This is a genomic window from Peribacillus sp. CSMR9, assembly GCF_033141925.1.
In the GTDB taxonomy this organism is placed as follows: Bacteria; Bacillota; Bacilli; order Bacillales; family DSM-1321; genus Peribacillus; species Peribacillus simplex_A.
Window position 1 is genome coordinate 1 of record NZ_JAOPHO010000054.1, and the last position, 21,310, is coordinate 21,310.

Annotated in this window: 19 protein-coding genes and 1 pseudogene; 2 read left to right on the forward strand and 18 right to left on the reverse strand. The window is 38.5% G+C overall.

Going from position 1 to position 21,310, the window contains the following annotated elements; translation table 11 throughout:
- The first annotated feature begins 284 nt into the window (after positions 1 to 284).
- Positions 285 to 1,435, forward strand: a pseudogene (locus tag N9I19_RS18800) (SLC13 family permease).
- Positions 1,436 to 1,789: 354 nt separating this feature from the next.
- The gene (locus N9I19_RS18805; protein ID WP_317778667.1) at positions 1,790 to 2,812 is read left to right on the forward strand and encodes an NAD(P)H-dependent amine dehydrogenase family protein; all 1,023 of its coding nucleotides are present in this window, start codon (positions 1,790 to 1,792) and stop codon (positions 2,810 to 2,812) included.
- A 347-nt stretch (positions 2,813 to 3,159) separates the two neighbouring features.
- Here N9I19_RS18805 and N9I19_RS18810 read toward each other — a convergent pair whose 3' ends face one another.
- The 18 genes from N9I19_RS18810 to solA form a co-directional block, all read right to left on the reverse strand.
- A complete protein-coding gene (locus N9I19_RS18810; RefSeq protein WP_317778668.1) occupies positions 3,160 to 3,915 on the reverse strand; it encodes an IclR family transcriptional regulator in 756 nt (251 codons plus the stop codon).
- Positions 3,916 to 4,121: 206 nt separating this feature from the next.
- Positions 4,122 to 5,849, reverse strand: a complete 1,728-nt coding sequence (locus tag N9I19_RS18815; protein ID WP_317778669.1) for a sensor histidine kinase — start codon at positions 5,847 to 5,849, stop codon at positions 4,122 to 4,124.
- A 20-nt stretch (positions 5,850 to 5,869) separates the two neighbouring features.
- Positions 5,870 to 6,331 (reverse strand): GAF domain-containing protein, encoded by a 462-nt coding sequence (locus tag N9I19_RS18820; protein WP_061462866.1) that lies wholly within the window; start codon positions 6,329 to 6,331, stop codon positions 5,870 to 5,872.
- Positions 6,321 to 6,974, reverse strand: coding sequence for a response regulator transcription factor (locus tag N9I19_RS18825; RefSeq protein WP_061462865.1), 654 nt, complete (start codon positions 6,972 to 6,974; stop codon positions 6,321 to 6,323). Before N9I19_RS18825 ends, N9I19_RS18820 begins: the two co-directional genes overlap by 11 nt.
- 101 nt (positions 6,975 to 7,075) lie before the next feature.
- Positions 7,076 to 7,726 carry a sensor histidine kinase gene (locus N9I19_RS18830; RefSeq protein ID WP_317778670.1) on the reverse strand — a complete coding sequence of 217 codons (651 nt, stop codon included), beginning with the start codon at positions 7,724 to 7,726 and terminating at the stop codon, positions 7,076 to 7,078.
- A 177-nt stretch (positions 7,727 to 7,903) separates the two neighbouring features.
- Positions 7,904 to 9,409: a nitrate/nitrite transporter gene (locus tag N9I19_RS18835; protein WP_317778671.1), complete on the reverse strand. Its 1,506-nt coding sequence runs from the start codon at positions 9,407 to 9,409 to the stop codon at positions 7,904 to 7,906.
- The gene (locus N9I19_RS18840) at positions 9,402 to 9,689 is read right to left on the reverse strand and encodes a hypothetical protein (protein ID WP_125162089.1); all 288 of its coding nucleotides are present in this window, start codon (positions 9,687 to 9,689) and stop codon (positions 9,402 to 9,404) included. The genes N9I19_RS18835 and N9I19_RS18840 overlap by 8 nt, the downstream gene beginning before the upstream one ends.
- The gene (locus tag N9I19_RS18845) at positions 9,676 to 9,987 is read right to left on the reverse strand and encodes a hypothetical protein (RefSeq protein WP_089363119.1); all 312 of its coding nucleotides are present in this window, start codon (positions 9,985 to 9,987) and stop codon (positions 9,676 to 9,678) included. Before N9I19_RS18845 ends, N9I19_RS18840 begins: the two co-directional genes overlap by 14 nt.
- A gap of 187 nt (positions 9,988 to 10,174) precedes the next feature.
- On the reverse strand, positions 10,175 to 10,702 hold the full coding sequence (locus N9I19_RS18850) for a QcrA and Rieske domain-containing protein (RefSeq protein ID WP_125162086.1): 528 nt from the start codon (positions 10,700 to 10,702) through the stop codon (positions 10,175 to 10,177).
- An 11-nt stretch (positions 10,703 to 10,713) separates the two neighbouring features.
- Positions 10,714 to 11,274 (reverse strand): 4Fe-4S dicluster domain-containing protein, encoded by a 561-nt coding sequence (locus N9I19_RS18855; protein WP_061462858.1) that lies wholly within the window; start codon positions 11,272 to 11,274, stop codon positions 10,714 to 10,716.
- A complete protein-coding gene (locus tag N9I19_RS18860) occupies positions 11,275 to 13,443 on the reverse strand; it encodes a molybdopterin oxidoreductase family protein (RefSeq protein WP_317778672.1) in 2,169 nt (722 codons plus the stop codon).
- On the reverse strand, positions 13,430 to 14,512 hold the full coding sequence (locus N9I19_RS18865) for a hypothetical protein (RefSeq protein WP_317778673.1): 1,083 nt from the start codon (positions 14,510 to 14,512) through the stop codon (positions 13,430 to 13,432). The genes N9I19_RS18860 and N9I19_RS18865 overlap by 14 nt, the downstream gene beginning before the upstream one ends.
- Positions 14,513 to 14,822: 310 nt before the next feature.
- Complete coding sequence (locus N9I19_RS18870) at positions 14,823 to 15,818, reverse strand: 5-oxoprolinase subunit C family protein (protein WP_317778674.1); 996 nt, start codon at positions 15,816 to 15,818, stop codon at positions 14,823 to 14,825.
- Positions 15,818 to 16,582, reverse strand: coding sequence for a 5-oxoprolinase subunit PxpB (pxpB, locus tag N9I19_RS18875; RefSeq protein WP_317778675.1), 765 nt, complete (start codon positions 16,580 to 16,582; stop codon positions 15,818 to 15,820). The genes N9I19_RS18870 and pxpB overlap by 1 nt, the downstream gene beginning before the upstream one ends.
- A gap of 13 nt (positions 16,583 to 16,595) precedes the next feature.
- Positions 16,596 to 17,387, reverse strand: coding sequence for a putative hydro-lyase (locus N9I19_RS18880; protein ID WP_089363126.1), 792 nt, complete (start codon positions 17,385 to 17,387; stop codon positions 16,596 to 16,598).
- A gap of 76 nt (positions 17,388 to 17,463) precedes the next feature.
- Entirely contained in the window at positions 17,464 to 18,603 is a 1,140-nt protein-coding gene (locus N9I19_RS18885; protein WP_089363149.1) for an NRAMP family divalent metal transporter, read from the reverse strand.
- 120 nt (positions 18,604 to 18,723) lie between these two features.
- On the reverse strand, positions 18,724 to 19,485 hold the full coding sequence (locus N9I19_RS18890) for a LamB/YcsF family protein (protein ID WP_284471014.1): 762 nt from the start codon (positions 19,483 to 19,485) through the stop codon (positions 18,724 to 18,726).
- A gap of 553 nt (positions 19,486 to 20,038) precedes the next feature.
- Entirely contained in the window at positions 20,039 to 21,163 is a 1,125-nt protein-coding gene (gene solA, locus N9I19_RS18895) for an N-methyl-L-tryptophan oxidase (RefSeq protein ID WP_317778676.1), read from the reverse strand.
- Positions 21,164 to 21,310: the final 147 nt, after the last annotated feature.

A 21,310-nucleotide genomic window follows, 5' to 3' on the forward strand; every position in this document is an offset into this window, starting at 1 on the left:
GCCTAACTGATCTGAACTCATTTCATTTACTCGTAAGTCTAATTACAAGGGTTATGAAATCCTGCGAATAAGTGAGCCTTCGAGAGATATTCGTATCAAACTGAGGGAGTTCATTAAGAAGTACCACCTAATGCCCATCAAGCCAAGACAAATCATTACCCCCATAACTAAAAAATGCTATTTTTTCTGTAATTTCATGGAAATGATGGTGTTTTTTAAGTGTATGTTTCAAATGTAAGAAACGGAGTAATGTAGTAGAATAGATAGTACTGGAGGGGGATTTGATGAAAGAATATATTTATGTGGAGTACGAAAAAAAGTGAACTTGAAATTTGGAATTTTAAAAAAAGACATTGTATTTACCATATCACTCTTGTTTGCAATCGTAAGCTGTTTATTCCATTCACCAAAACTAGAATATATTGATTTTAAAGTATTAGTCAGTTTATTTAATCTTATGCTCGTAGTTAAGGCTCTGGAAGATCTTAAACTATTGGATAAGTTCGCCATTGCTATACTGAGTAAATGTCATAATAGTAAAAGTGTTTCAGCAATCCTAATTTTATTATGCTTTTTTAGTTCCATGCTTGTAACGAATGATGTGGCATTAATAACATTTGTACCATTAACACTTATAATTAGTAAGATTATACAAACTTCTATGTTAGATACTATTATACTAGAGACAATTGCGGCTAACATCGGAAGCAGCCTAACTCCTATGGGAAATCCTCAAAATCTTTATATATTTACTAACTACGGAATAAGGCCCATACAATTTTTTACAACAATCCTTCTATTAGTGGTTCTTGGAATTATTCTATTATTCTTTCTTAATCAAAGATTGAATAGTAAAACACTGGAAATGGAACTTCCGTATATTTCTATAAAAAATAAAAAAAGGGCAACAGTATGGGGAATTCTATTTGGCATCATTTCTGCATCCATACTTGGGGTTTTAAGCTACAAACTTGCGTTCATCATCGCTTTGGGAACCGCATGTATACTTGATATAAAATTATTGAAGAAAATTGATTATTTATTGCTTATTACTTTTATATGTTTTTTTATATTTATAGGAAACATATCGGAATTAAAGGTAGTACACACATTTGCAAGCGAAAATCTCAAAAGTCCTACATCTATCTTTTTCAGTTCCATAATTTTAAGCCAACTGATAAGCAATGTACCAGCTGCGATCTTTTTATCAAAATTCTCCGTGAATTGGCAGCCTTTATTAGTAGGTGTAAATTTAGGTGGACTTGGTACGATAGTTGCTTCCCTCGCAAGTGTAATTTCATTTAAACTTTTTATTAAGAGAGATCCACAAAAAAGTAAAATGTACCTTATAAGGTTTAGCTTTTATAACTTTTCGATTTTAGCTCTTTTAACTCTTGTTTATTATTTTACAATGAAAAATCAAAATTTCTTTTAATACAAAGTAAAAAGTAATAGGTTTAAACAACTTTGGGTTTTTTATATTGGATTTGCCTTAACATATGCCTATAGGGGTGCCGCCATATGCCCAGCAAGCTAGGGCATATCATTACCCCAAAAACAAAAAAACACTATTCTTTCTGTAATATGTAGAAAGGATGGTGTTTATTTATGTGGCTATATGCAAAAGAGGTTTCAGGTGAAGCAACCTCTTTTGCATATAGCCACACATTCATTGGGGTCATTCCTTTTATAACGATTATTTATAAATATATAAAAATTAACTATTTTTATTATTTATCTCTCAATGTTAACATTTTGTTATACCTTATTTTGAAAGGATGAGAGATGAATGGCTAAACAATATTCTGAATTTACAGTATTCGGACTCGGCCCCATTGGCATTGAAATACTACGCAGTGCTTACCAAACCAATCCACAATCGATTTTCGGAGTTGTTGATATTGATCCCGATAAGATAGGTAAGGACATTGGCTCACTCATCAATGAAAAGGAAACGAATAAGTATGTAGTCTCCCATATAAAGGAAGTAAGGACTGACGCTGACCACCCTGTCGCCCTTCATGCAACTGGTTCAAACGCACAGCAAGTATGGCCTCAAATCAAAGAGCTTCTAGATCATGGATTTTCAGTGGTTTCCACCTGTGAGGAGCTTTCTTTCCCTTGGCATCGCTATCCTGTACTTTCACAGGAAATAGATGATTACGCTAAAGAAAAGGGACTTAGTGTCATTGGGACCGGAATTAATCCAGGCTACATAATGGATACTATGGCCATTTCTTTTTCTACAGTATTGACGACGGTTAATAAAATTAGGGTCAATCGTAAAGTGGATGTTTCGAAAAGGCGCCTTCCCTTACAAAAGAAGGTCGGAATCGGGATGACCAAAGAAGAGTTTGAATTTTTAGCTGAACAAAATAAAATTGGACATGTAGGACTTGAGGAGTCTGTCAGATTAATCGCTTATGGGCTCAATTGGAAACTTTCAAGTGTACTCAATACAATTGAACCAACGATTGCAAGCGAAAATATTACCGTTCCCCTAACTAACTTAAAACCTGGGGATGTTAAGGGGCTTCATCAAATTTCCACGGGCAAGACCACGGACGGAAAGGAAATTCACCTGGATTTAACGATGTCTGCAGGTATTAAACAAGAAGATGAAATCGTTATCGAGGGGAACGAAACCCAAAGATTGATTGTTCCAAACGGCATCTTTGGGGATACTGCAACCGCTGCAATGATTATCAATACCGCTAAGCAAATTGATGCCCTCCGTAAACCAGGTTTACTTACAATGGCTGACATCGGGGTGCCGAGAAATATAAATCAATCAGACTTTGTGCATATTTAGAGGCAGACCAAATCATCCGTATGATTGTGACCAGATTCAAAAGCTTGAATATAGCGATGTAGATTGCTTACTTTATTTGCATAGGTGAACCATCTCAAATGGTTCACTTATGCATCTTGGCTCAGTTAGTATGGTTGATGATATGCGCTTTCCTAAAGCTGCTAACATCAACCATTTTACTGCTGAGCAGCCCAAAAAAGACAAAAAACCACCATGATCGGTGGCTTTGCAGATTATTCCCTATTCATTTTTTATATAGGAATCAACCAGCTTATGTAAGTCATCCTAATTAAGGAAACTATCGATTTAAAAGATGATTGTTTGGAAAATATCATTTTCTAGTTTCTTTAAGATTTTTTAGAACCTAGTTTCATGGAAATTTCCTTGGCAGCTTTCGTTACTTTGTCAATCAATTCAGGCAAACGATCTTCCTGAAATCTAGCCTCTATCCCAGCCACACTAATGCCAGCTACTATTTGATCTTTGCCATTGAGTATCGGCGCACTCACCGCTTTCGTATAATTCTCCAGTTCAGATGAAGTTATCGTGTAACCTTTCATTCTAGCTTCATCTAAAGCATGACGAAGTATATCTTTATCCATTATCGTTCCAATGGCAATTGGTTTTAATTCAATACTTTCCAAATAAGCTTCACGCTCTTCTTCTGGCAAATGCGCTAGTATGATTCGAGAGTCGCCAGCGTATAATGGCGAACGCCTTCCAATAGATGTATAAAGTCGAACAGGATGCAATGTGTCCACCTTTTCAATGTACATGGCTTCGTCCTTATCCCTCACAATTAAATTCACTGCTTCTTCTACATCATCCCGAAGGTCTTTCATGATGGGATAGGCAATTGATCTGATATCCAAACGCTCCCCTACCAGTTGACCAAACTGCAAGAATATCAGTCCAAGTGAATAATGGCCGTCATCTTCCCTTGTTAAAAATCCCATTTCTTCTAATGATCCCACCATACGGTGCAAAGAGGTTTTCGGCAGGTCGGAAAGTTCCACCATCTCATTAAAGGTGAGTTTCGGATGATTTATGAAAAGGGTAAGGATCTGCATGGACTTCACGACGGTTTTGTTATGTGCCTGCATACTTTTTCTCCTTCATGTTTTTAAGTTTTTAGTTAATAATTCATTAGATAGGTGTTTTCTATTATAAAATATGAGCACTTAATCATATTAGCTTCTTAGCGTTTTTCTTCAAAACTTTCAGCTTTAGTTTTTGAGGCATAGTTCTAACTGCAGCCCCAATGGGAACCCCCCAGGAATTCCTTGCATATAAATTGACTTGGATTTCTCTACAAAGGTATTTCCAAAAATACTTTTGTCCCTCTTTCCTCAACTGAATGAATGGAAAGGTTTCCACCGGCAGCTCTGGCTCTCTCCTCCATACTGAATAAGCCTACGCCACGGGTAACCTTTTTAATATCAAAGCCCTTTCCTTTATCCTCTATGACCACACGAATTTCTTCATCAATTTCCCGAATCGTGACTGTTGCTTCTTGAGTATGAGCATATTTACGAATATTCGTTAATGCTTCTTGGATTATACGGTAAATGGTAATTTCTTTATTTGTGTTCAGACGGCAATTTAAATAACAGTCAAAATGGACCCTAATATGGTGATGCTCTGAAAACCGGACCAAATAAGAGCGAATGGCAGGAAACAAACCAAGATCATCGAGTACTGATGGCCGCAGTTCCCATGATAGGTGTCGAAGTTCTTCGATTATTTCAGTCGCTTCATCTCGCATCTGATCTAACAGGGGATGACTCATTTCTGCCTGCAGCCTGTTAATCGTGATGAGATGGCTGTACAGGTTTTGTCCGATACCATCGTGAAGCTCGCGGGAAAGGCGTTTCCTTTCATCTTCCTGAACATCAATGATTTTACCCGTCATTTTCTGAATCTCTTCTTCCGCAATCTTCCTATTGGTCACTTCATGTCGAATCGCCAAATACTGGTAAGGTTTATTGTGCTCATCAAGAAACGGAACTATTGTCGTATCTACCCAATAATAAGTTCCATCCTTGGTCATATTTTTAATCTCACCTTTCCATACATTCCCGCATGAAATCATTTTCCATAGATCATTGAAAAATTCTCTAGAATGAAATCCCGAGTTAATAATTCGATGATTCTGTCCAATCAGCTCTTCCTTTGAAAATTTGGAAATCCTGCAAAATTGATCATTAACATATTTGATGGTCCCTTTTTGATCGGTTATTGCTACAATTGATGAAGCATCCAAAGCAAATTGAAAATCAACCAGTTTGTGTACAGATTTTTTCAGTTCCTCTACAACTCGTTTATATTCGGTAATTTCCTTCCGAATTGCCAGGTATTTATACGGTTTCCCCATTTCATTTAAGAAAGGGACAATTGTGGTATCTACCCAATAATAGGTTCCATCCTTTGCTCTGTTCTTCACCTCGCCTTGCCATACACTTCCTGCTGAGATTGTTCTCCAAAGATTTTGCATAAATTCCTTTGAATGATGACCTGAATTGATAATTCGATGATCTTTCCCTAAAAGCTCTGATGCTGAATATTTGGATACCTCACAAAATTTCTTATTGAAGGATTTTATCTTGCCTTTTTCATCTGTAAAAGCAACAATCGTTGATTCATCTATTGCGTACATTATATCAACCAGCTCATTTATGGGATAGGATTGATTTTGATTAAGCCGTGATTGGTCTTTCACTTTATGGAACACGACTAAGTAATGGACCTCTTTTTCAAGAGAAAAGGCATTCATCCTGAAAAAAAGGGAAAAAGCATGACCATCCTTGTGAATTCCGAACTGGTGGATTATTTCCCCTTCCCCACTTGCCTGAAGGTTTGCTCCTGGCATAAGATTCAAAAGTTTTTCTCCTATTAATTCATGATTTGAATAACCAAAATTTTCATATACCCGTTGATTCGCAAAAGAGATGATGCCAGATTCATTGACGAGAATTGTCGCATCGCCGGACCCAGAAAAATTCTCTTTTTCCTTTTCCAAATGATTATTCCAGTCCATTCATAGTCCTCCTGTTGCCGTTAAATTGAGCTGTTTAATTCCTTTTCCAATTTTTTCGCTGCATCAAGGATCGTTTGCTGGTCACTTTCAGAAATAGGCTGAGTTGTTCTATTACCTACCAATAATACTCCTTTGAGAACAACTTTAAATTGAATTGGAACTGCGAAAGCGAATCTAAGATTTTCCGCGAGCATGATAGGGTATTCTAGTGCTTTGCCGAGGATATTATTAGGAAAATCTTCAATTTTCATCGGCCTGCCTGTAGAGATGACCTTACCTGCTATCCCTTTCCCATATCGAACAGTTATTCTTTTGTATTTATCATTTCTGTTCCCGGCGGCATAATGCCAGCTTACATCTGGACCGTTGCTGTTTTGTAAAGCAAGACCAACAAAATCACAGTCCAACTCTTTTAATACTTGTACACACGTTTGTTTAAATGGTTGACCTTTTCTTGATTGATTGTACACGTTAAATTCCATGCCCTAATAACCCCTTTTTTAAAGCAAATGCAACAAGTTCAGGTCTTGTTTTCATCTGAAGCTTCTCCATCAGGTTTCCTTTATGGGTTTCAACCGTTTTCACACTTATGACAAGTTGTCCGGCAATTTCTTTATTGGAAAATCCTTTCGCAATCAATGTCAGCACCTCTTTTTCACGGTCCGAAAGCAGATTGAAAATATCAGAGGTCCCCTGCTTCACACTGCCTATGTATACTTCCATTAACCTTTTTGTTGCAGATGGATGAAGGTAAGCATTTCCGGTCGATACAGAGCGAATAGCTAGTAATAATTCTTCATGTGGTGCACTTTTTAAAATACAGCCTGAAGCCCCCGCTTGAATGGCTCTGAATAAATATTCTTCATCATCATGCATTGTAAGTATTAATATGGATACTTCAGGCATTAGTTTTTTCAGTTCTGAAGTTGCTGATAAGCCATCTTTCCCATGAGGCATGCTTAAATCCATGACTACCACATTAGGCTGGTGCTCTAGCGCTTGCTGTATTCCTTCGTTCCCTTCAGAAGCTTCCGCTATGACTTCCATATCAGCATGATTATTTAATAGCATCTTTAAGCCCATTCTTACAACGGCGTGATCATCGCAAAGCAAAATTTTTATCAAAGTTGCTCCCCCTTTGCTCTGTTCGTATATGTAGTGTTATTAGTTGAATATGAAACAACAACGGGGATTGCTCAATTAGCAAACCCCTTGTTTAGTACATTTTAATATAATGGAAGGGAAATCTCTATAGAAGTCCCTTCATCTATTTTTGAAAATATGAAACATTTTCCTCCAATCAAATGCATTCTTTCACTCATGGCTGCAAGCCCGCTCGACTTATTCATAGCGGTTTCCACCTCAAACCCTTTTCCTGAATCTTTAATCATGATCAATAACCTGCTTTTTTTCCATTTGAATAGTATACTTGCCTTCATCGTATCAGCATATCTGGCTATATTCACTAATGCTTCCTGGCAGACTCTGAAAAGTGTAATGCTTTCTCTATCAGATATTTTCGATTCAACACCCAGATTCTCTACCTCAACTTCAATGCCATATGTTGAAGTGTATAATTTTATATAGCTTTTCAAAGCAGAAATCAGCCCCAGAGTTGTAAGGGTAGGAGGATGCAATTCCACAGCCAAGAGCCTGATTTCTTGAATTGTCTTTTCCAATAGCTGATTCATATCGCCTGCATAGCTTTTCATGGCAGGCTGTTCGATTTCCTTTTCAATGAGCTGCATACCTGTAAAGAGACTGTAGAGGGACTGTCCCACACCTTCATGAAGCTCCATTGCAATTCGTTTAATCTCTTCTTCATGAGTTTGAATAATGTAAGAACTAATGTTTTTTTTGAGTGGCTGAGTATTCATTCCCACCCTCCTTACTTGTTTGTCGCAAATTATCGGACAGACCGACTTACGCCACGTCCTCCCAAAAGTTACGCTTTCTATCGAGCGATGTATTCTTGTTCAGTGTGAAAATTTGCACTATATTTTTGTACGTCAAAAGCTCCGCTTCAAGACTGAGAATTTACGATATATAATTCTTTATGCTTTTTTCACTATATTACTTGAAATGTCACTAAACATCCCGGCATATTGAACGACATCCCCGGCATCATTTTTTATTGCACTTATTGTCAGCCATTGTAGATATTGTTGCCCATCCTTCCGGCTATTCAAGATTTCACCTTGCCAGAAACCATTTTTTTTAATAGAATTCCATAATTCCTCATAAAAAGTTTGCGGTTGTTTACCAGACTTAAGTATACTAGGATTCTTTCCAAGTACTTCATTTTCCTGATAGCCCGTAATTTTAGTAAATGCAGGGTTTACTGAAATGATTTTACCACTGATATCGGTGATCAAAATGCCTTCTATTGTATGGTCAATCACTTCTTTGGCAAGCCCCATTTTACCTTGGAAATACATCCAGACAACTAAAATCAAACTTGCGAGGGCAACTTCGGACAATGCCATGAACCCGATTGCATAATGACCTGTAATATTGAATAACAAGGATAGAATTAACGGAGGGAAAAATCCTCCCAAACCACCCATTGCTGACACAATTCCATTCACAATACCAGCCTGCTTTTGAAAATACATCGGCACAAGCTTAAAAATGACACCGTTTCCTATTCCAGCACAGAGAGCAATGCTTAAACAGCCGAATGTGTACCATCCGAATGATGGAGCAAAGGATAGGATCATGGCTGAAACCGTATAAACACCAAAAACAAACATGAGCAGAATAAGAGAATGGAAGCGGTCGGCTAGCCACCCGCCAATTGGTCTCATAAAAGTAGCAAGGACAATAAAGCCAGCTGTCCTTACACCGGCATCAACTTTATCTAATCCAAAATTCTCTACAAGGAAGTTTGGCAGATAAATAGTGAATGCAACAAAAGAACCGAATGTTATAAAGTAAAATAAGCTTAGCAGCCACAGTTTTTCATTTTTGTAGACACCCTTAATTTGTTCTAAAAGCGGGGTTTTTACTTTCGGTTCCTTTTTATCCCCCAATAGGAAGTTACCAACGATAAAGATTGACAAAATCACAAGATAAACCTGTACGGTTGTCGACCAACCAAACTTCGTAGCTACAGCGGGGGCTGTGAAAGCTGAAATGGCCGTTCCGAGGTTTCCTGCACCATAAATTCCGTTAATAAAGCCATGGCGTTCCTTAGGATAATACTTAGGTAAAGAAGTTACTCCAACAGAGAATACGGCTCCCCCAATTCCCAGGAAAAGCCCCCCAATCAACAAATCAGCAAGAGTATCCGCGATACTGATATAATAAACAGGGAATAACAGCGATATAAAGCTAATCAGGAAAATTTTCCTGGCCCCGAACTGATTGGCGTAAAAGCCAAGGGGAATGCGAAGGATAGATCCTAAAATAACCGGGACAGCTGTTACCAGTGCAAGCTGACCATCCGGTATATTGATATCTTCTTTAATAAAAGGCAGTAGGGAAGAAATTAATACCCATACCATAAATCCTACAACGAGATTTAAGGTGTGTAATGGCAGCTGAATTTTTTTAAACATCCTGACCACTCTCTCTTCTAATTATATATTGTAAACCCGAATTTTCATCAAAAGCCACCCACTCATTTACACTTTTAGTCACAATCGATATCAATGGGACAGCAAAAAAGTTAATGTCGTCAAAATAAATGCGCAGATGTGTGATGTCAGGACAAAGCTCCACCTTAACAATCGTTTTTGTAACGAAAGAAGCTTTATCCTGGCCACCATCATCCAGGATGGCTACGCTTGCTTTTTCTGATACTAACGGTTGTATATCTTCTATTTTAATGGGCTCCACAGGTATTGCACCCCCTCTTTGTCATGTAAACGTTTAGTTGATACCCGTGCAAATGTTTCCAGAATAAATCTCCTGCATGAATCTCGATAAATTCAATTGCTTCCTCTTCAGACTCCCATCTGCTCATTCCTTTTACTTCAGCAACTACAATATCGACCCCATCGATTGACTTTTCATCTAAATACCAGTTTAGTCGGACATCTTTAAAAAGGTCTGAAAGGAGCATATCGATTTCAACAGCAAAATTTCCAGATGCTTCTTTTATAAAACAAAAATCAAGGTAGGTTTCACTGTTCATTTACATTCACGCCTTTTCATTTTTCGTTTTTTTATATGTAAATAACGCTATGGGAAACACCACAATGTTTAATCCCACGAATATTAAAACATTCACATAATTTTCATAATAATATTGGTGAACCATAAATTGGGTAAATACAATATTCATCATAAGGAAGGCACAGAGCAACGCGACACCAATAAACTTAAGCCTCATAACGCTTCACCCTTACTGCGTATACCGCTCCATTTTCCACTTTCACCTGAATCTCAGGCAGCGGCCTTCTTGGCGGACCCGCAGTTGGAACACCTGTTTCAACATCAAATTTCCCATGATGGCAAGGACAAACCATCTCTCCCTCTTCCTTCACCCAGAAAACCGGGCAGCGAAGATGTGTGCATGCATTTTGGTAAGCTGCATATTTCTTTTCTGATAATCTGATCAAAATGGCATCATCATGATCACCTGGAAATTTAAAATTCATTGCGTCACCAATTGCAAGTTTGCTTACATCTGTGATTTTTTTGTGAGGATACTCCTTCTCCCCAAGCCCCATCAATTCTTTAGCCGCTACCGCCCCCCAAGGGAGGGAGGAAATGGCGAATACGCCAGCAGCACCCACTAATGTTTTCATGAACCCACGTCTGTCAAGCTTTCTTTCATTATTCCTTTCAATATTATGAGTGTAATTATCTTCATTAAAGGGAATTTTATTATTTTTATCTGACGGCATCTTAATCCCTCCTAATATAACTTAGTTATCCCCTGTAAAATACCTGGGAGATTTACCTTAACGTTCGTTTCACTTTCAAGATAAGGAAGGCTAGTCACCCATTTTCCATTATCTAGATTAAATTGTTTTCTCTTATTTTCAATTTCTTCATCGGTCAACCATTGAAGTGTATTGGATGGGCAAACACTTGCACACATTGGCGGGATACTGTCTTTTGTCCGGTCGATACATAAATCGCATTTGTACATTAGGTTTTGTTCAGTGTCAAATTTCGGTATTCCGTATGGGCAAGCAATCGTACAATTTTGGCAGCCGATACATTTTTCAACGAGTGCTGATAATACGGCACCTGTCTCATGGATTTGGATTGCCTGGGCCGGACAACTCCTTGCACAGGCCGGATTCACACAATGAAGGCACATAAGAGGCATCGTTTGCCGATTAACCAGAGGGTTTACATCATATACATAGTTTCTGTTCCTCTCTTCATGCCCCCCGCATTGTGTACAAGCCGCTAGGCATGACCGGCATCCTATACAGTTTTCAAGTTCTAAGTAGAGCCTCTTTTTCATTTATTGCACCTTCTTTATTTCGACTTTTTCCATTTGAGCTGCACAGACTTTAAATTCCGGCATACGGGAGATTGGATCAAGCGCTGCAATTGTTAATAGATTGATAGATTGCTCGTGGCCAAAGTGGTATGGAACAAATACAGTGTCTTCACGAATGGCTTCTGTAATTTTCACTTTATAGATTGCCTCGCCTCTTCGGGTAAATAGACGGACTTTATCTTCATTTTCCAAATTGTATTTTTTTGCCAATTCCGAATGTGCTTCGACATACGGTTCCGGACACATATCGCGCAGGAACTGGATTCTTCTCGTCTGGTTCCCTGATAGATAATGGTAAACGACACGTCCAGTTGTTAAACGAAGCGGATATTTTTCATCTGGCTCCTCAGCAGGGGGCCGGTAAGGAAGCGCACAAATTTTCGCTTTACTGTCTGCGTGATAGAATTTTTTATCCAGGAACATATGCGGCGTTCCCTTGTCATTGTCATCCTTACAAGGCCAAAATACTCCGTCCTGTTTGTCAATCTTATCCCATGTAGCGCCGTAATAATCGGCATTTCCGCCTTTACTAGCCAGTCTGAATTCATCTGCCACATCTTTTGCAGTTTTCAAATGGGAAAAATATCTTCCTCTCCCAAGACGTTCTGCAAGCTCTACTTGTATTTGCCAATCGGGCTTAGAATCTCCGATAGGTTCTTGTGCCTTATTTATCTTAATAATTCGTCCTTCAAGGTTTGTAACTGTTCCTTCATCTTCTGACCACGTTACAGAAGGCAGGATCACATCCGCAAACTCTGCTGATTCAGAAAGGTAGAAATCCGAACACAACATAAAATCCAGGTTTTTCATCGAACTTCTGACGAAATTTAAATTCGGCGCAGATACTGCAGGATTAGAACATAGCAGATACAATCCGCGGATCGTTTTTTGTTCCATCAGTTCAAACATTTCATAAGCAGAAACACCCGGCTGAGGCATTTCTTCCGGAGTGATTTTCCATACTTTACAAACTTCTTCTACATGTTTAGGATTTGTAATTTTCCGGTATCCTGGCAATAAATCCGCTTTCTGACCATGCTCCCGACCACCCTGTCCGTTTCCTTGACCAGTGAATGTTGCTACACCAGACTTCGGACGGCCAATCTTACCTGTTACAAGCGCCATGTTTGTATATCCAGATACATTGTCAACACCCTTATGCTGTTGCTCAATTCCACGGGCAAACATGACAACTGCATTCGGTGCTTTTCCATAAATCTCTGCTGCGCGAATGATCTTTTCCGGTGAAACACCTGTAAGCTCACTCGTATATTCCGGCGTAAATTCTTTTACTAGCTCTTTTGTTTCTTCAAATCCGTTTGTATGATTATTAATAAACTCTTCGTCAGCATAACCATTTTGAATTAATAAATTTAAGATTCCATTAGCAAGGGCAAGATCCGTTCCCGGTTTCAGGTCAAGGTGCAGATCTGCTCTTCTCGCAATAGGCGTTTCGCGGGGATCCACCACGATAATGTAACCGCCTCTTTCTTGTACGTTCCAGACACGAAACATAGAAGTTGGATGGCATTCTGCAGTGTTGCTTCCTGCAATAAATAAGCAATCTGTTTCATGAATATCTGTCCAGGGTAATGTTGAACCTCTATCTACGCCGAAAGAACGAAGGAATCCCCCGGCCGCACTTGACATACAGAAACGGCCATTATAGTCAATGTAGCGTGTTCCAAGAGCCACACGTGCAAATTTTCCTGTTAAATAGCATTTTTCATTTGTCATTGATACGCCACTGAAAACGGATAATGAATCTTTTCCATATTTTTTTTGAAGCTCACTGAATTTTTTCGCGATTAAATCATATGCTTCATTCCAGCTTGCTTCACGAAAGCCTTCCTTTGTTCCCTTTAATGATGCATCATCACGAATAAGCGGTTTTAAAATACGATCATCATGGTTCGTCTGCTGGTAAGCTGTGACCCCTTTTGGACACATTTTTCCAACCGTTACAGGCCAGTCATAACGTGGTTCAACCCCAATGATTTTATTTGTCGCTCTATTTACCCTTAAATTCATTCCGCACTGCATTCCACAATACGCACAATGCGTTTTGACCAATGTTTCATTCGGGTGTATCACATTCTCTACTTCTTTAAAAAACTTATCCCTTTGCATTCTGGTTTGCCTCCTTAACTTTTAGCTCATGGATAGGGAAACCGGAAAATTGAGCAATCCGGTATTTTCTTCGACAAGGTAGGCACATTTCAGCGAGATGATGGCCTTCCTTCGTTTGAAATTCGATATCATTCACGCCGAGAACCTCTACAACATCTTTTGATTGTTCTGATGAAACAAACTCATCACCACATACTTTGCATCCTTTCATGGATTGTTCCGCATAATGCTCTCTGTAGTTTCTTGCAAATACACTCAGTGGGCGGAAAGGTATGTGAGCAAGTTTTCCGAACGGAAGATAAATCAATGTAATAATGACTGACCACTGATGAATCAGGGACATAGCTGGCTGTCCTGTACCATGCAAAAAGATGTTCATGAACGTTAATGCCAATCCTGTAACACTGACTAATAACAGCATATATAATGGAAGAAAGTCATACATGAATTTTTGTTCTGCTCTTGCCTGCATACTTTTCAAGCGGCGGTAAAGTGCCATGCATACTCCCGTGATAACCATTACAGCAGTAATGTTCAGAGCGTTATATGATAAGTCCGCAATGATCCCATCAGCTGGTACTGTTATTACCTTGATCCCCATTGCGATGATGTTGTAGTAGCCATTGTCGTCCATGGTGAAGTACATCCATCCAAAAACTAGGGGGAATGTTACGAAACAGGAAAGAATACATCCCCAGCCGATTAGTACGTGCTGAGTCCATCGGTAAATTCCCCTATTCCAGATGAAATTGTATGTTGCTAAATGTTCAACTGATGTTTTAGGCGTTGATTTTTTAAATAGAAGTTTGATGCCTTTTTTTATAAAAATCTTTGTTGGCGGCCTTTCTTCCCATGCGATAAACCTGTAAAAGAACCCCCCAATAAAAATAATCGTCCCCACCATATAGCCATAAAGGTTTAAATCTACGTGTGTAAACATTCTCGTGCCAAAAAACGACAAGGTTACAAGTCCGCAAACTGCTAGAAACATAGACTTAGCAAAATGTGATGCAAAAGCATTATCCATTGATTTTCCTGTTTTTTGATTTGCTGCTACTTTTGCCTGCATTACTATTCCTCCTCATTACAATAACCATACCTTTATTGTAAGAGGTGCCCCGATTTTTCCATATCGGGGAACTTCCCCATCCTAAGGGGAAAATTCCCCTATCTTTGAAAATAAAAAAACAGTTCTAATGTGCAGAACTGTTGTACTATATTTCAATTAAATTTTCTCTTTTCCAATTTTTATCTTGTAATGGAGGAGAACCGATGGAAGTTTCTCTTAATATTGGCTTTTTTAGGAGAATGAACCAAAAAAGAAAGAACCCTAATATTAAGAGTACTTTCTTCCTTTTTGTTACTTCTTGATGAAGTAACTATATAACCTGCTGTTTTTTTAGGGCTAATGAAATCGAAACCTTCAATTCATTCAATTGTTGTTCTTTTTGAAGGAAAAGCTGCTCGGCTTCTTTTAAGGTTACTCGTGAAAATTGAATGGATTCCCCTGGTTTGATCTGGGCGATCATTGGTAAATCTGCCGTAATAACCTGAGCTATCTTAGGGTATCCTCCCGTTGTTTGGCTATCCGCAAGGAGAATGATCGGGTTTCCATCAGGAGGAACCTGAACAGAGCCGTTAGTTACTGCTTCAGACAATAGCTCACGTTTCTCGTTTAACTCAAGCAAAGGGCCAGATATTCTATAGCCCATACGATCAGATTGGTTTGAAACTTTAAATAAATTCTCTGTAAAACTAACTTTACTGGAGTCCGTAAAATAATCGGACTGGCTTCCATCTATGAAACGAATAGCTGGCATGCGACTTGGCATAAACTCCTTATCATTGACAAACCACTTTGGAGCGGTGAACGCTTCCTTAAACTCCCGGTTATTTAGAATAGTAGAAGTTACATTAAAATCCACAACATCATCTACTTTTAACGCTCTTCCTTTATAGCCGCCGATTTCCCCTCTTAAATATGTGCTTTTACTATTCATAACTGTAGAAATAGCGTATCCTCCCGCAACAGACAAATAAGACCTACACCCTGATTTACACCCTTCAAATCGAAGAATGGTGCCTTTTTTTACATAAACAGGCTTCCACATTGGTACAGTCTGACTGTCAATAGTAGGTGATAAATTTCCACCTGTAATCGCGATCAAGCAATTTTTTTCTATTTTAAGTGTCGGACCCATTAACGTAATTTCCAGGGCCGCTTCACCTTCTTTATTACCAACTAACATATTGGCAATTCGAAGGGAATATGCATCCATTGCCCCGCTTATAATCACCCCATGTTGCTGAAATCCTTTTCTTCCAAGATCCTGAATACTAGTTAATAATCCCGGCTTGATTACACGCAGGCTCACTATACCCCCTCCTTTAGAATCATTTCTTTATACTCTTGATTAGAAATTGGATAGAATTTCACAATGTCTCCTGCTTGTAATAAACTTGGGGGATCTACATTTGGTAAGAATAGTTTGGTTGGCGTTTGTCCGATTAATTGCCATCCACCAGGAGTTGATATAGGATATACTCCAGTTTGCATACCAGCAATTCCTACTGCCCCTGCAGGAATGGTCATTCGGGGAGAGGAACGCCTAGGCGTTGAAATTTTTTCTGATAGTCCTCCGAGAAATGGAAAACCTGGTGCAAATCCAATCATATAGGCCAAATACTCGCCGTTTGAATGAATATGGACGACTTCATCAGTAGTTAAATTATTATAACGGGCTACATATTCCAAATCAGGGCCATATTCATTCCCATAACACACGGGAATGGACACCGTTCGATGTGAGAGCTTTTTATCTTCTTTTAAATCCTCTAATTTCGATTCCAAGATCGAACGTACCACTTCATAGGGAGAAATGGTTTCAGTTTCATTGCTTTGTTTTTGATTCTTATAGATAACTAGAGGGTCGTAAAAAACCGTCAAATTAGTAAAAGCCGGCACACATTCTATATATCCAACAAAAGGTTCATCTTCAAGCAAATCCATAAACATTTTAATTTTTTTGTGGATGTCGTATTTCATTTCATTCCCAAATGTAATCACGATTGCGGAATCGCCTAAGGGAGACAGTACGCATGTAGTTTTATTCAAAAGCTTTTCCGGCATAGAACTCATCTCTTTCTGTCTATTATAAAACGCCTAATTTTTCATCACGAATATCCGTTATAAACATATGTCCTGGTGCATGCGTAATCATAATCGACGGTTTGGTTTCCATTGCGATAGATTGAGGCGTTACACCACAAGCCCAGAAGACTGGCACTTCTCCTTCACGAATCGTTACTGCATCACCAAAATCAGGTTGCTGTATGTTAGAAACGCCAATCGCCTCCGGATCTCCAATGTGGATTGGACCACCATGAACAGCAGGAAAACGCGATGTAACTTGAGCCGCTCGCACGACATCTTTTTGAGGAATCGGACGCATGCTCGCTACCATTTTCCCGTGAAATATCCCTGCTTCAATACATGAAATATTCGTTTTATACATTGGTACGTTACATCCCTCTTCAATGTGACGAATCGATATATCATTATTCAAAAGAGCGTGTTCGAATGTAAAGCTGCACCCAATTAAAAATCCAACCATATCATCTTCCCAATAGTCTGAAATATCCGTTACTTCTTCCACTAATTCACCATATTTATATACCCGATATTTTGGAATATCTGTACGTATATCACCAGACTGGGCAGCAAATTTAGGAATAGGAGAACCAATCTCCGTTACGTCTAGAAGTGGACAAGACTTAGGATTACGCTGACAAAATAATAAAAAATCAAAAGCATGTTCTTTTTTTAAAATTGCAAGGTTTGCTTGTGCATAACCGTTTGCCATTCCAGCAGTTGGTTTAATCCATTCATTGTTGCGGATCATTGCGCGCAATTCAGCCGGAGTTGCTTGCGAAAGATTAATCATATTAACATCTCCTATAAGTAACTAGCAGTTTTTCACAAACTGCTAGTCGTATGAATTAGATTGAATCTTTTAGTTATTAAAATAGTGATGGCAGTTGATTAATCAATGTATATCCGCCCATTAGCGCCATAACAATTACCACGAACACACCAGAAATCGTTAACCATAATGGGTGTTTATAGTCCCCCACAATATTCTTCTTATATGCCGCAATTAAAAGTGTACCAAGTGCAATTGGTAAAATCAGACCATTGATTGCCCCTACTACAAGCAGCACTTTAACCGGTTTGCCAATTAACATAAAGCAGAGTGTTGAGACGACTATAAAGCCAATTATAATCCAATTAGCCCTTTTATTTATTTTTTCACTGAATGTTCTGATAAACGACACAGAAGTATATGCAGCGCCAACTACTGATGTGATTGCTGCAGCCCACATAACAATACCAAAGATTTTATAACCAACATTTCCAGCAGCAAGTTGAAAAACGGATGCCGCAGGGTTTCCTGAATCAATTTGCAAGCCTTTAGATACAACGCCTAGAACTGCTAAAAATAAAGCAATCCGCATAACTGTGGTTATTAAAATCCCCATTACTGAACTCTTTGTGACTTCTGGCAGTGCTCCTACACCTTTTACGCCTGCATCCAATAGACGATGTCCACCAGCAAATGTAATATAGCCACCTACAGACCCCCCAACCAAAGTAACAATTGCGATAATGTCAATCTTATCAGGGGCGAATGTCTTCACTACTGCTTCTCCAACTGGAGGAGCAGTTGTCCATGCAACATATATCATCAAACAGATCATAAAAAAGCCGGCAATTTGTGTAAAGCGGTCCATCGCTTTACCCGCTTCTTTTACAACAAAAATTAATATTGCAATAACTGCACTAATTGCTGCTCCAGTTGTAGGGGATATTCCTGTCATCGCATTCAGACCAAGTCCAGCACCTGCGATGTTCCCTATATTAAATGCGAGCCCTCCCATAACAATGAGTGCCGCTAGAACATAACCCAGGCCTGGAAGAACCATGTTTGCAATCTCTTGTCCCCGTTTTTCAGATACAGCAATAATACGCCATACATTTGTTTGTGCAAAAATATCAAGAATTACTGAAATTAGAATTACAAACCCAAAACTCGCTGCAAGACTTTGGGTATAAACAGTTGTCTGCATTAAAAAACCCGGTCCTATGGCTGATGTTGCCATAAGAAATGCTGCACCTAGTAATAATGTCCGGTTAGTTTTTGGCTTAGAATGATCTTTTTTCTCGTCAGGTATATTTTTAATTGGCTCCAATGGAATCTGCCTCCTAGGTGTTTGTGATTTTTATTTAGAAATAGACTTAACTGTAATTTCAGATATTTCTAAGGATTTTTTTACATGACGAGCAAAGGTTAAAGCATGTGTTCCATCCCCATGAATACAAATGGTATCTGCCTTTAAAGTCACATCAGTCCCTTGCTGTGACAAAACCTTTCCTTCTTTAACCATTCGAACTACCTGTACAACAGCATCATCATCATTTTCTATCATTGCATGCGCTTCCATTCGAGAAGTCAATGAACCATCTTGTTGATATGTCCGATCCGCAAACACTTCACTAGCCGTTTGTAAACCAATGGTCTGTCCAGCACGTATTAATTCACTTCCAGACAGGCCAAATAAAATGAGCTCAGGATTAATCTTGTATACAGCCTCTGCAATGGCAAGGGACAACTCTTTACTCTTTGCCGCCATATTGTACAAAGCACCATGTGGTTTAACATGTTGCATATTCCCGCCTTCAGATTGCAAGAAGCCATTTAATGCACCTATTTGATAGACAACAATATCATAAGCTTCCTGTGGAGAAATATTAATATTGCGTCGGCCAAAACCAATTAAATCTTGTAATCCTGGGTGGGCACCAATTTTTACATCTTTCTCTAATGCAAGTTGAACCGTTTTTCTCATAACGGTAGGATCGCCAGCATGAAATCCACACGCTACATTGACAGATGTTACAAAATCCAAAATCTCTGCATCATTTCCAATTCGATATGTGCCAAAGCTCTCACCTAAATCAGAATTCAAATCAACTGTATTCATTGTACACTCCTCCTATTTACAGAAATTTCGAACAATAAAACTTATAAATATGTAGAAAAAAATAAGTATTTCGCTTTCAACAAATTCCGAAATTCGGAATTGTCGTTTCATATTTCGGAATATTCTTATTCTATCATTTTTTTTTAATTTCGACAATACTTTGTTAGATAACCTAACATATAGTTAGATTCAAAATCTAAATGGTAGAATATTAAGTAATAATAAAAAAACCATTGTTTCCTATAATAAGGAAGCAACGGTCTTGATTACAAGTTTAAAAGGAAGTGTATATAATTACATTCGATGTGAAACGGAAAGGACTTATTTTATTTGGCTGTTTTCACATACTTTGTTGCTATTTACCAGGTAGTGAGTTGTGGTCGATTTCCCCTCCAGATGCTCGCTTTCCGCGGGGCGGGCGGTGAGCCTCCTCGGCGTAAACGCCTGTGGGGTCTCACCTGTCCCGCTGCTCCCGCAGGAGTCTCGCACTTCCGCTCCAATCAACCTTAAATAGTTTCGTTTTAAAAACAACAATCTTTACGAAAAGAGCCTTTTATTTAAATCGATTTATAGAAAATACTGAGATATCATTCTCACTCTTAGCTGAAATAATAAGGTCACTTAAAATCTCTCCAATAACACTACTGAATTTAAACCCGTGCCCTGAGAAACCTGCTGCAATAGCAATGTGTGGATAATTAGGATGTGTATCCACTATAAAGTTCTCATCTGGTGTCATTGTATAGATGCAACTTTTTCCATGTTTTATTTTTTGACCGGTAGGCATAAATTGTTGTAGGAACTGTACCAAATCCCCCTTATCTTCATCCAATACACCAAACCGTGCTATAGAATCATCGGGATTAATGTAATTTCCTCCATCATGTCTTCCTACTTTTAAACCACTGTCATTTATACTTGGAAAGCCATAGTATGTACCTACAGACGTATCAAAAGTGAAGGCCGGGAAATTTTTGTAATTATATAATTCATTTGCTTCAAACCATGCAAATGTTTTTCTGATTGGAGCTAGAGGAACATTTAAGTCTAACATTGCTAAAAGTTTTGGTGACCATGCTCCTGCTGCAACAACTAAAGCTTCTGCGTAGTAAGTCTGTTCATCAGTTTTGATCGTGACCCCATTTCTATGAACAAATATCTTCCTTACTTGGCTATTCACAATGATGTTAGCACCATGTGACTCCGCAAGTTGTTGATACGCTCGAATACACTCTTCACTTCTTAACACACCCGAAGTCGATTCAAAGCAACCAATATAATCTTCTGGCAGTGAAATACCTGGCCATCTTTTATGGATTTGATTTGAATCCAGGATCTCTAAAGGTAAATTAAATTTTTCTGAACTCGCGATTACTTGATTAATAAATGTGGATTTTTGACTGCCAGCATTCAGTACACCTGTTGGAAGAAATAACTGTTTTCCCGTAAGTTTTTCTAATTCATTCCATAGTTTTTGTGATTTAAGTGCCAAAGAAACATATTCTTCACCTTCTCCATAGGCATGTCTAATAATTCTTGTTTCTCCATGATGACTGCCTTTATTATGAGGAGGAACAAAAGAGTCTAATAATAATACCTTTTGTCCATTTTTAGATAGAAAATATCCTGCCGACATTCCCATAGATCCAGCTCCAATTACAATTACATCATAATGCATTCTTTTCTTTCCTCCTCCCAATTATGATAATTGGACATTTTCGAAAGTATAGGTTGTGATAAAACTGTGCTTTCAGCTATAAGCGTGCTGAAAATAAATAAATTCCTAACTTAATGAAAAAGGAAGCCGCTTTACTGAGATTGGTCA

What these genes read in the sequence shown, in the direction of transcription:
- solA (WP_317778676.1), bottom strand. Translation starts at nt 21,163, where the DNA reads ATGCATTATGATGTAATTGTAATTGGAGCTGGATCTATGGGAATGTCG.
- N9I19_RS18880 (WP_089363126.1), bottom strand. Translation starts at nt 17,387, where the DNA reads ATGATTAATCTTTCGCAAGCAACTCCGGCTGAATTGCGCGCAATGATC.
- N9I19_RS18820 (WP_061462866.1), bottom strand. Translation starts at nt 6,331, where the DNA reads ATGGAATTTAACGTGTACAATCAATCAAGAAAAGGTCAACCATTTAAA.
- N9I19_RS18865 (WP_317778673.1), bottom strand. Translation starts at nt 14,512, where the DNA reads ATGCAGGCAAAAGTAGCAGCAAATCAAAAAACAGGAAAATCAATGGAT.
- N9I19_RS18860 (WP_317778672.1), bottom strand. Translation starts at nt 13,443, where the DNA reads ATGCAAAGGGATAAGTTTTTTAAAGAAGTAGAGAATGTGATACACCCG.
- N9I19_RS18815 (WP_317778669.1), bottom strand. Translation starts at nt 5,849, where the DNA reads ATGGACTGGAATAATCATTTGGAAAAGGAAAAAGAGAATTTTTCTGGG.
- N9I19_RS18830 (WP_317778670.1), bottom strand. Translation starts at nt 7,726, where the DNA reads ATGAATACTCAGCCACTCAAAAAAAACATTAGTTCTTACATTATTCAA.
- N9I19_RS18890 (WP_284471014.1), bottom strand. Translation starts at nt 19,485, where the DNA reads ATGAATACAGTTGATTTGAATTCTGATTTAGGTGAGAGCTTTGGCACA.
- N9I19_RS18805 (WP_317778667.1), top strand. Translation starts at nt 1,790, where the DNA reads ATGGCTAAACAATATTCTGAATTTACAGTATTCGGACTCGGCCCCATT.
- N9I19_RS18835 (WP_317778671.1), bottom strand. Translation starts at nt 9,409, where the DNA reads ATGTTTAAAAAAATTCAGCTGCCATTACACACCTTAAATCTCGTTGTA.
- pxpB (WP_317778675.1), bottom strand. Translation starts at nt 16,582, where the DNA reads ATGAGTTCTATGCCGGAAAAGCTTTTGAATAAAACTACATGCGTACTG.
- N9I19_RS18850 (WP_125162086.1), bottom strand. Translation starts at nt 10,702, where the DNA reads ATGCCGTCAGATAAAAATAATAAAATTCCCTTTAATGAAGATAATTAC.
- N9I19_RS18885 (WP_089363149.1), bottom strand. Translation starts at nt 18,603, where the DNA reads ATGGCAACATCAGCCATAGGACCGGGTTTTTTAATGCAGACAACTGTT.
- N9I19_RS18845 (WP_089363119.1), bottom strand. Translation starts at nt 9,987, where the DNA reads ATGAACAGTGAAACCTACCTTGATTTTTGTTTTATAAAAGAAGCATCT.
- N9I19_RS18810 (WP_317778668.1), bottom strand. Translation starts at nt 3,915, where the DNA reads ATGCAGGCACATAACAAAACCGTCGTGAAGTCCATGCAGATCCTTACC.
- N9I19_RS18855 (WP_061462858.1), bottom strand. Translation starts at nt 11,274, where the DNA reads ATGAAAAAGAGGCTCTACTTAGAACTTGAAAACTGTATAGGATGCCGG.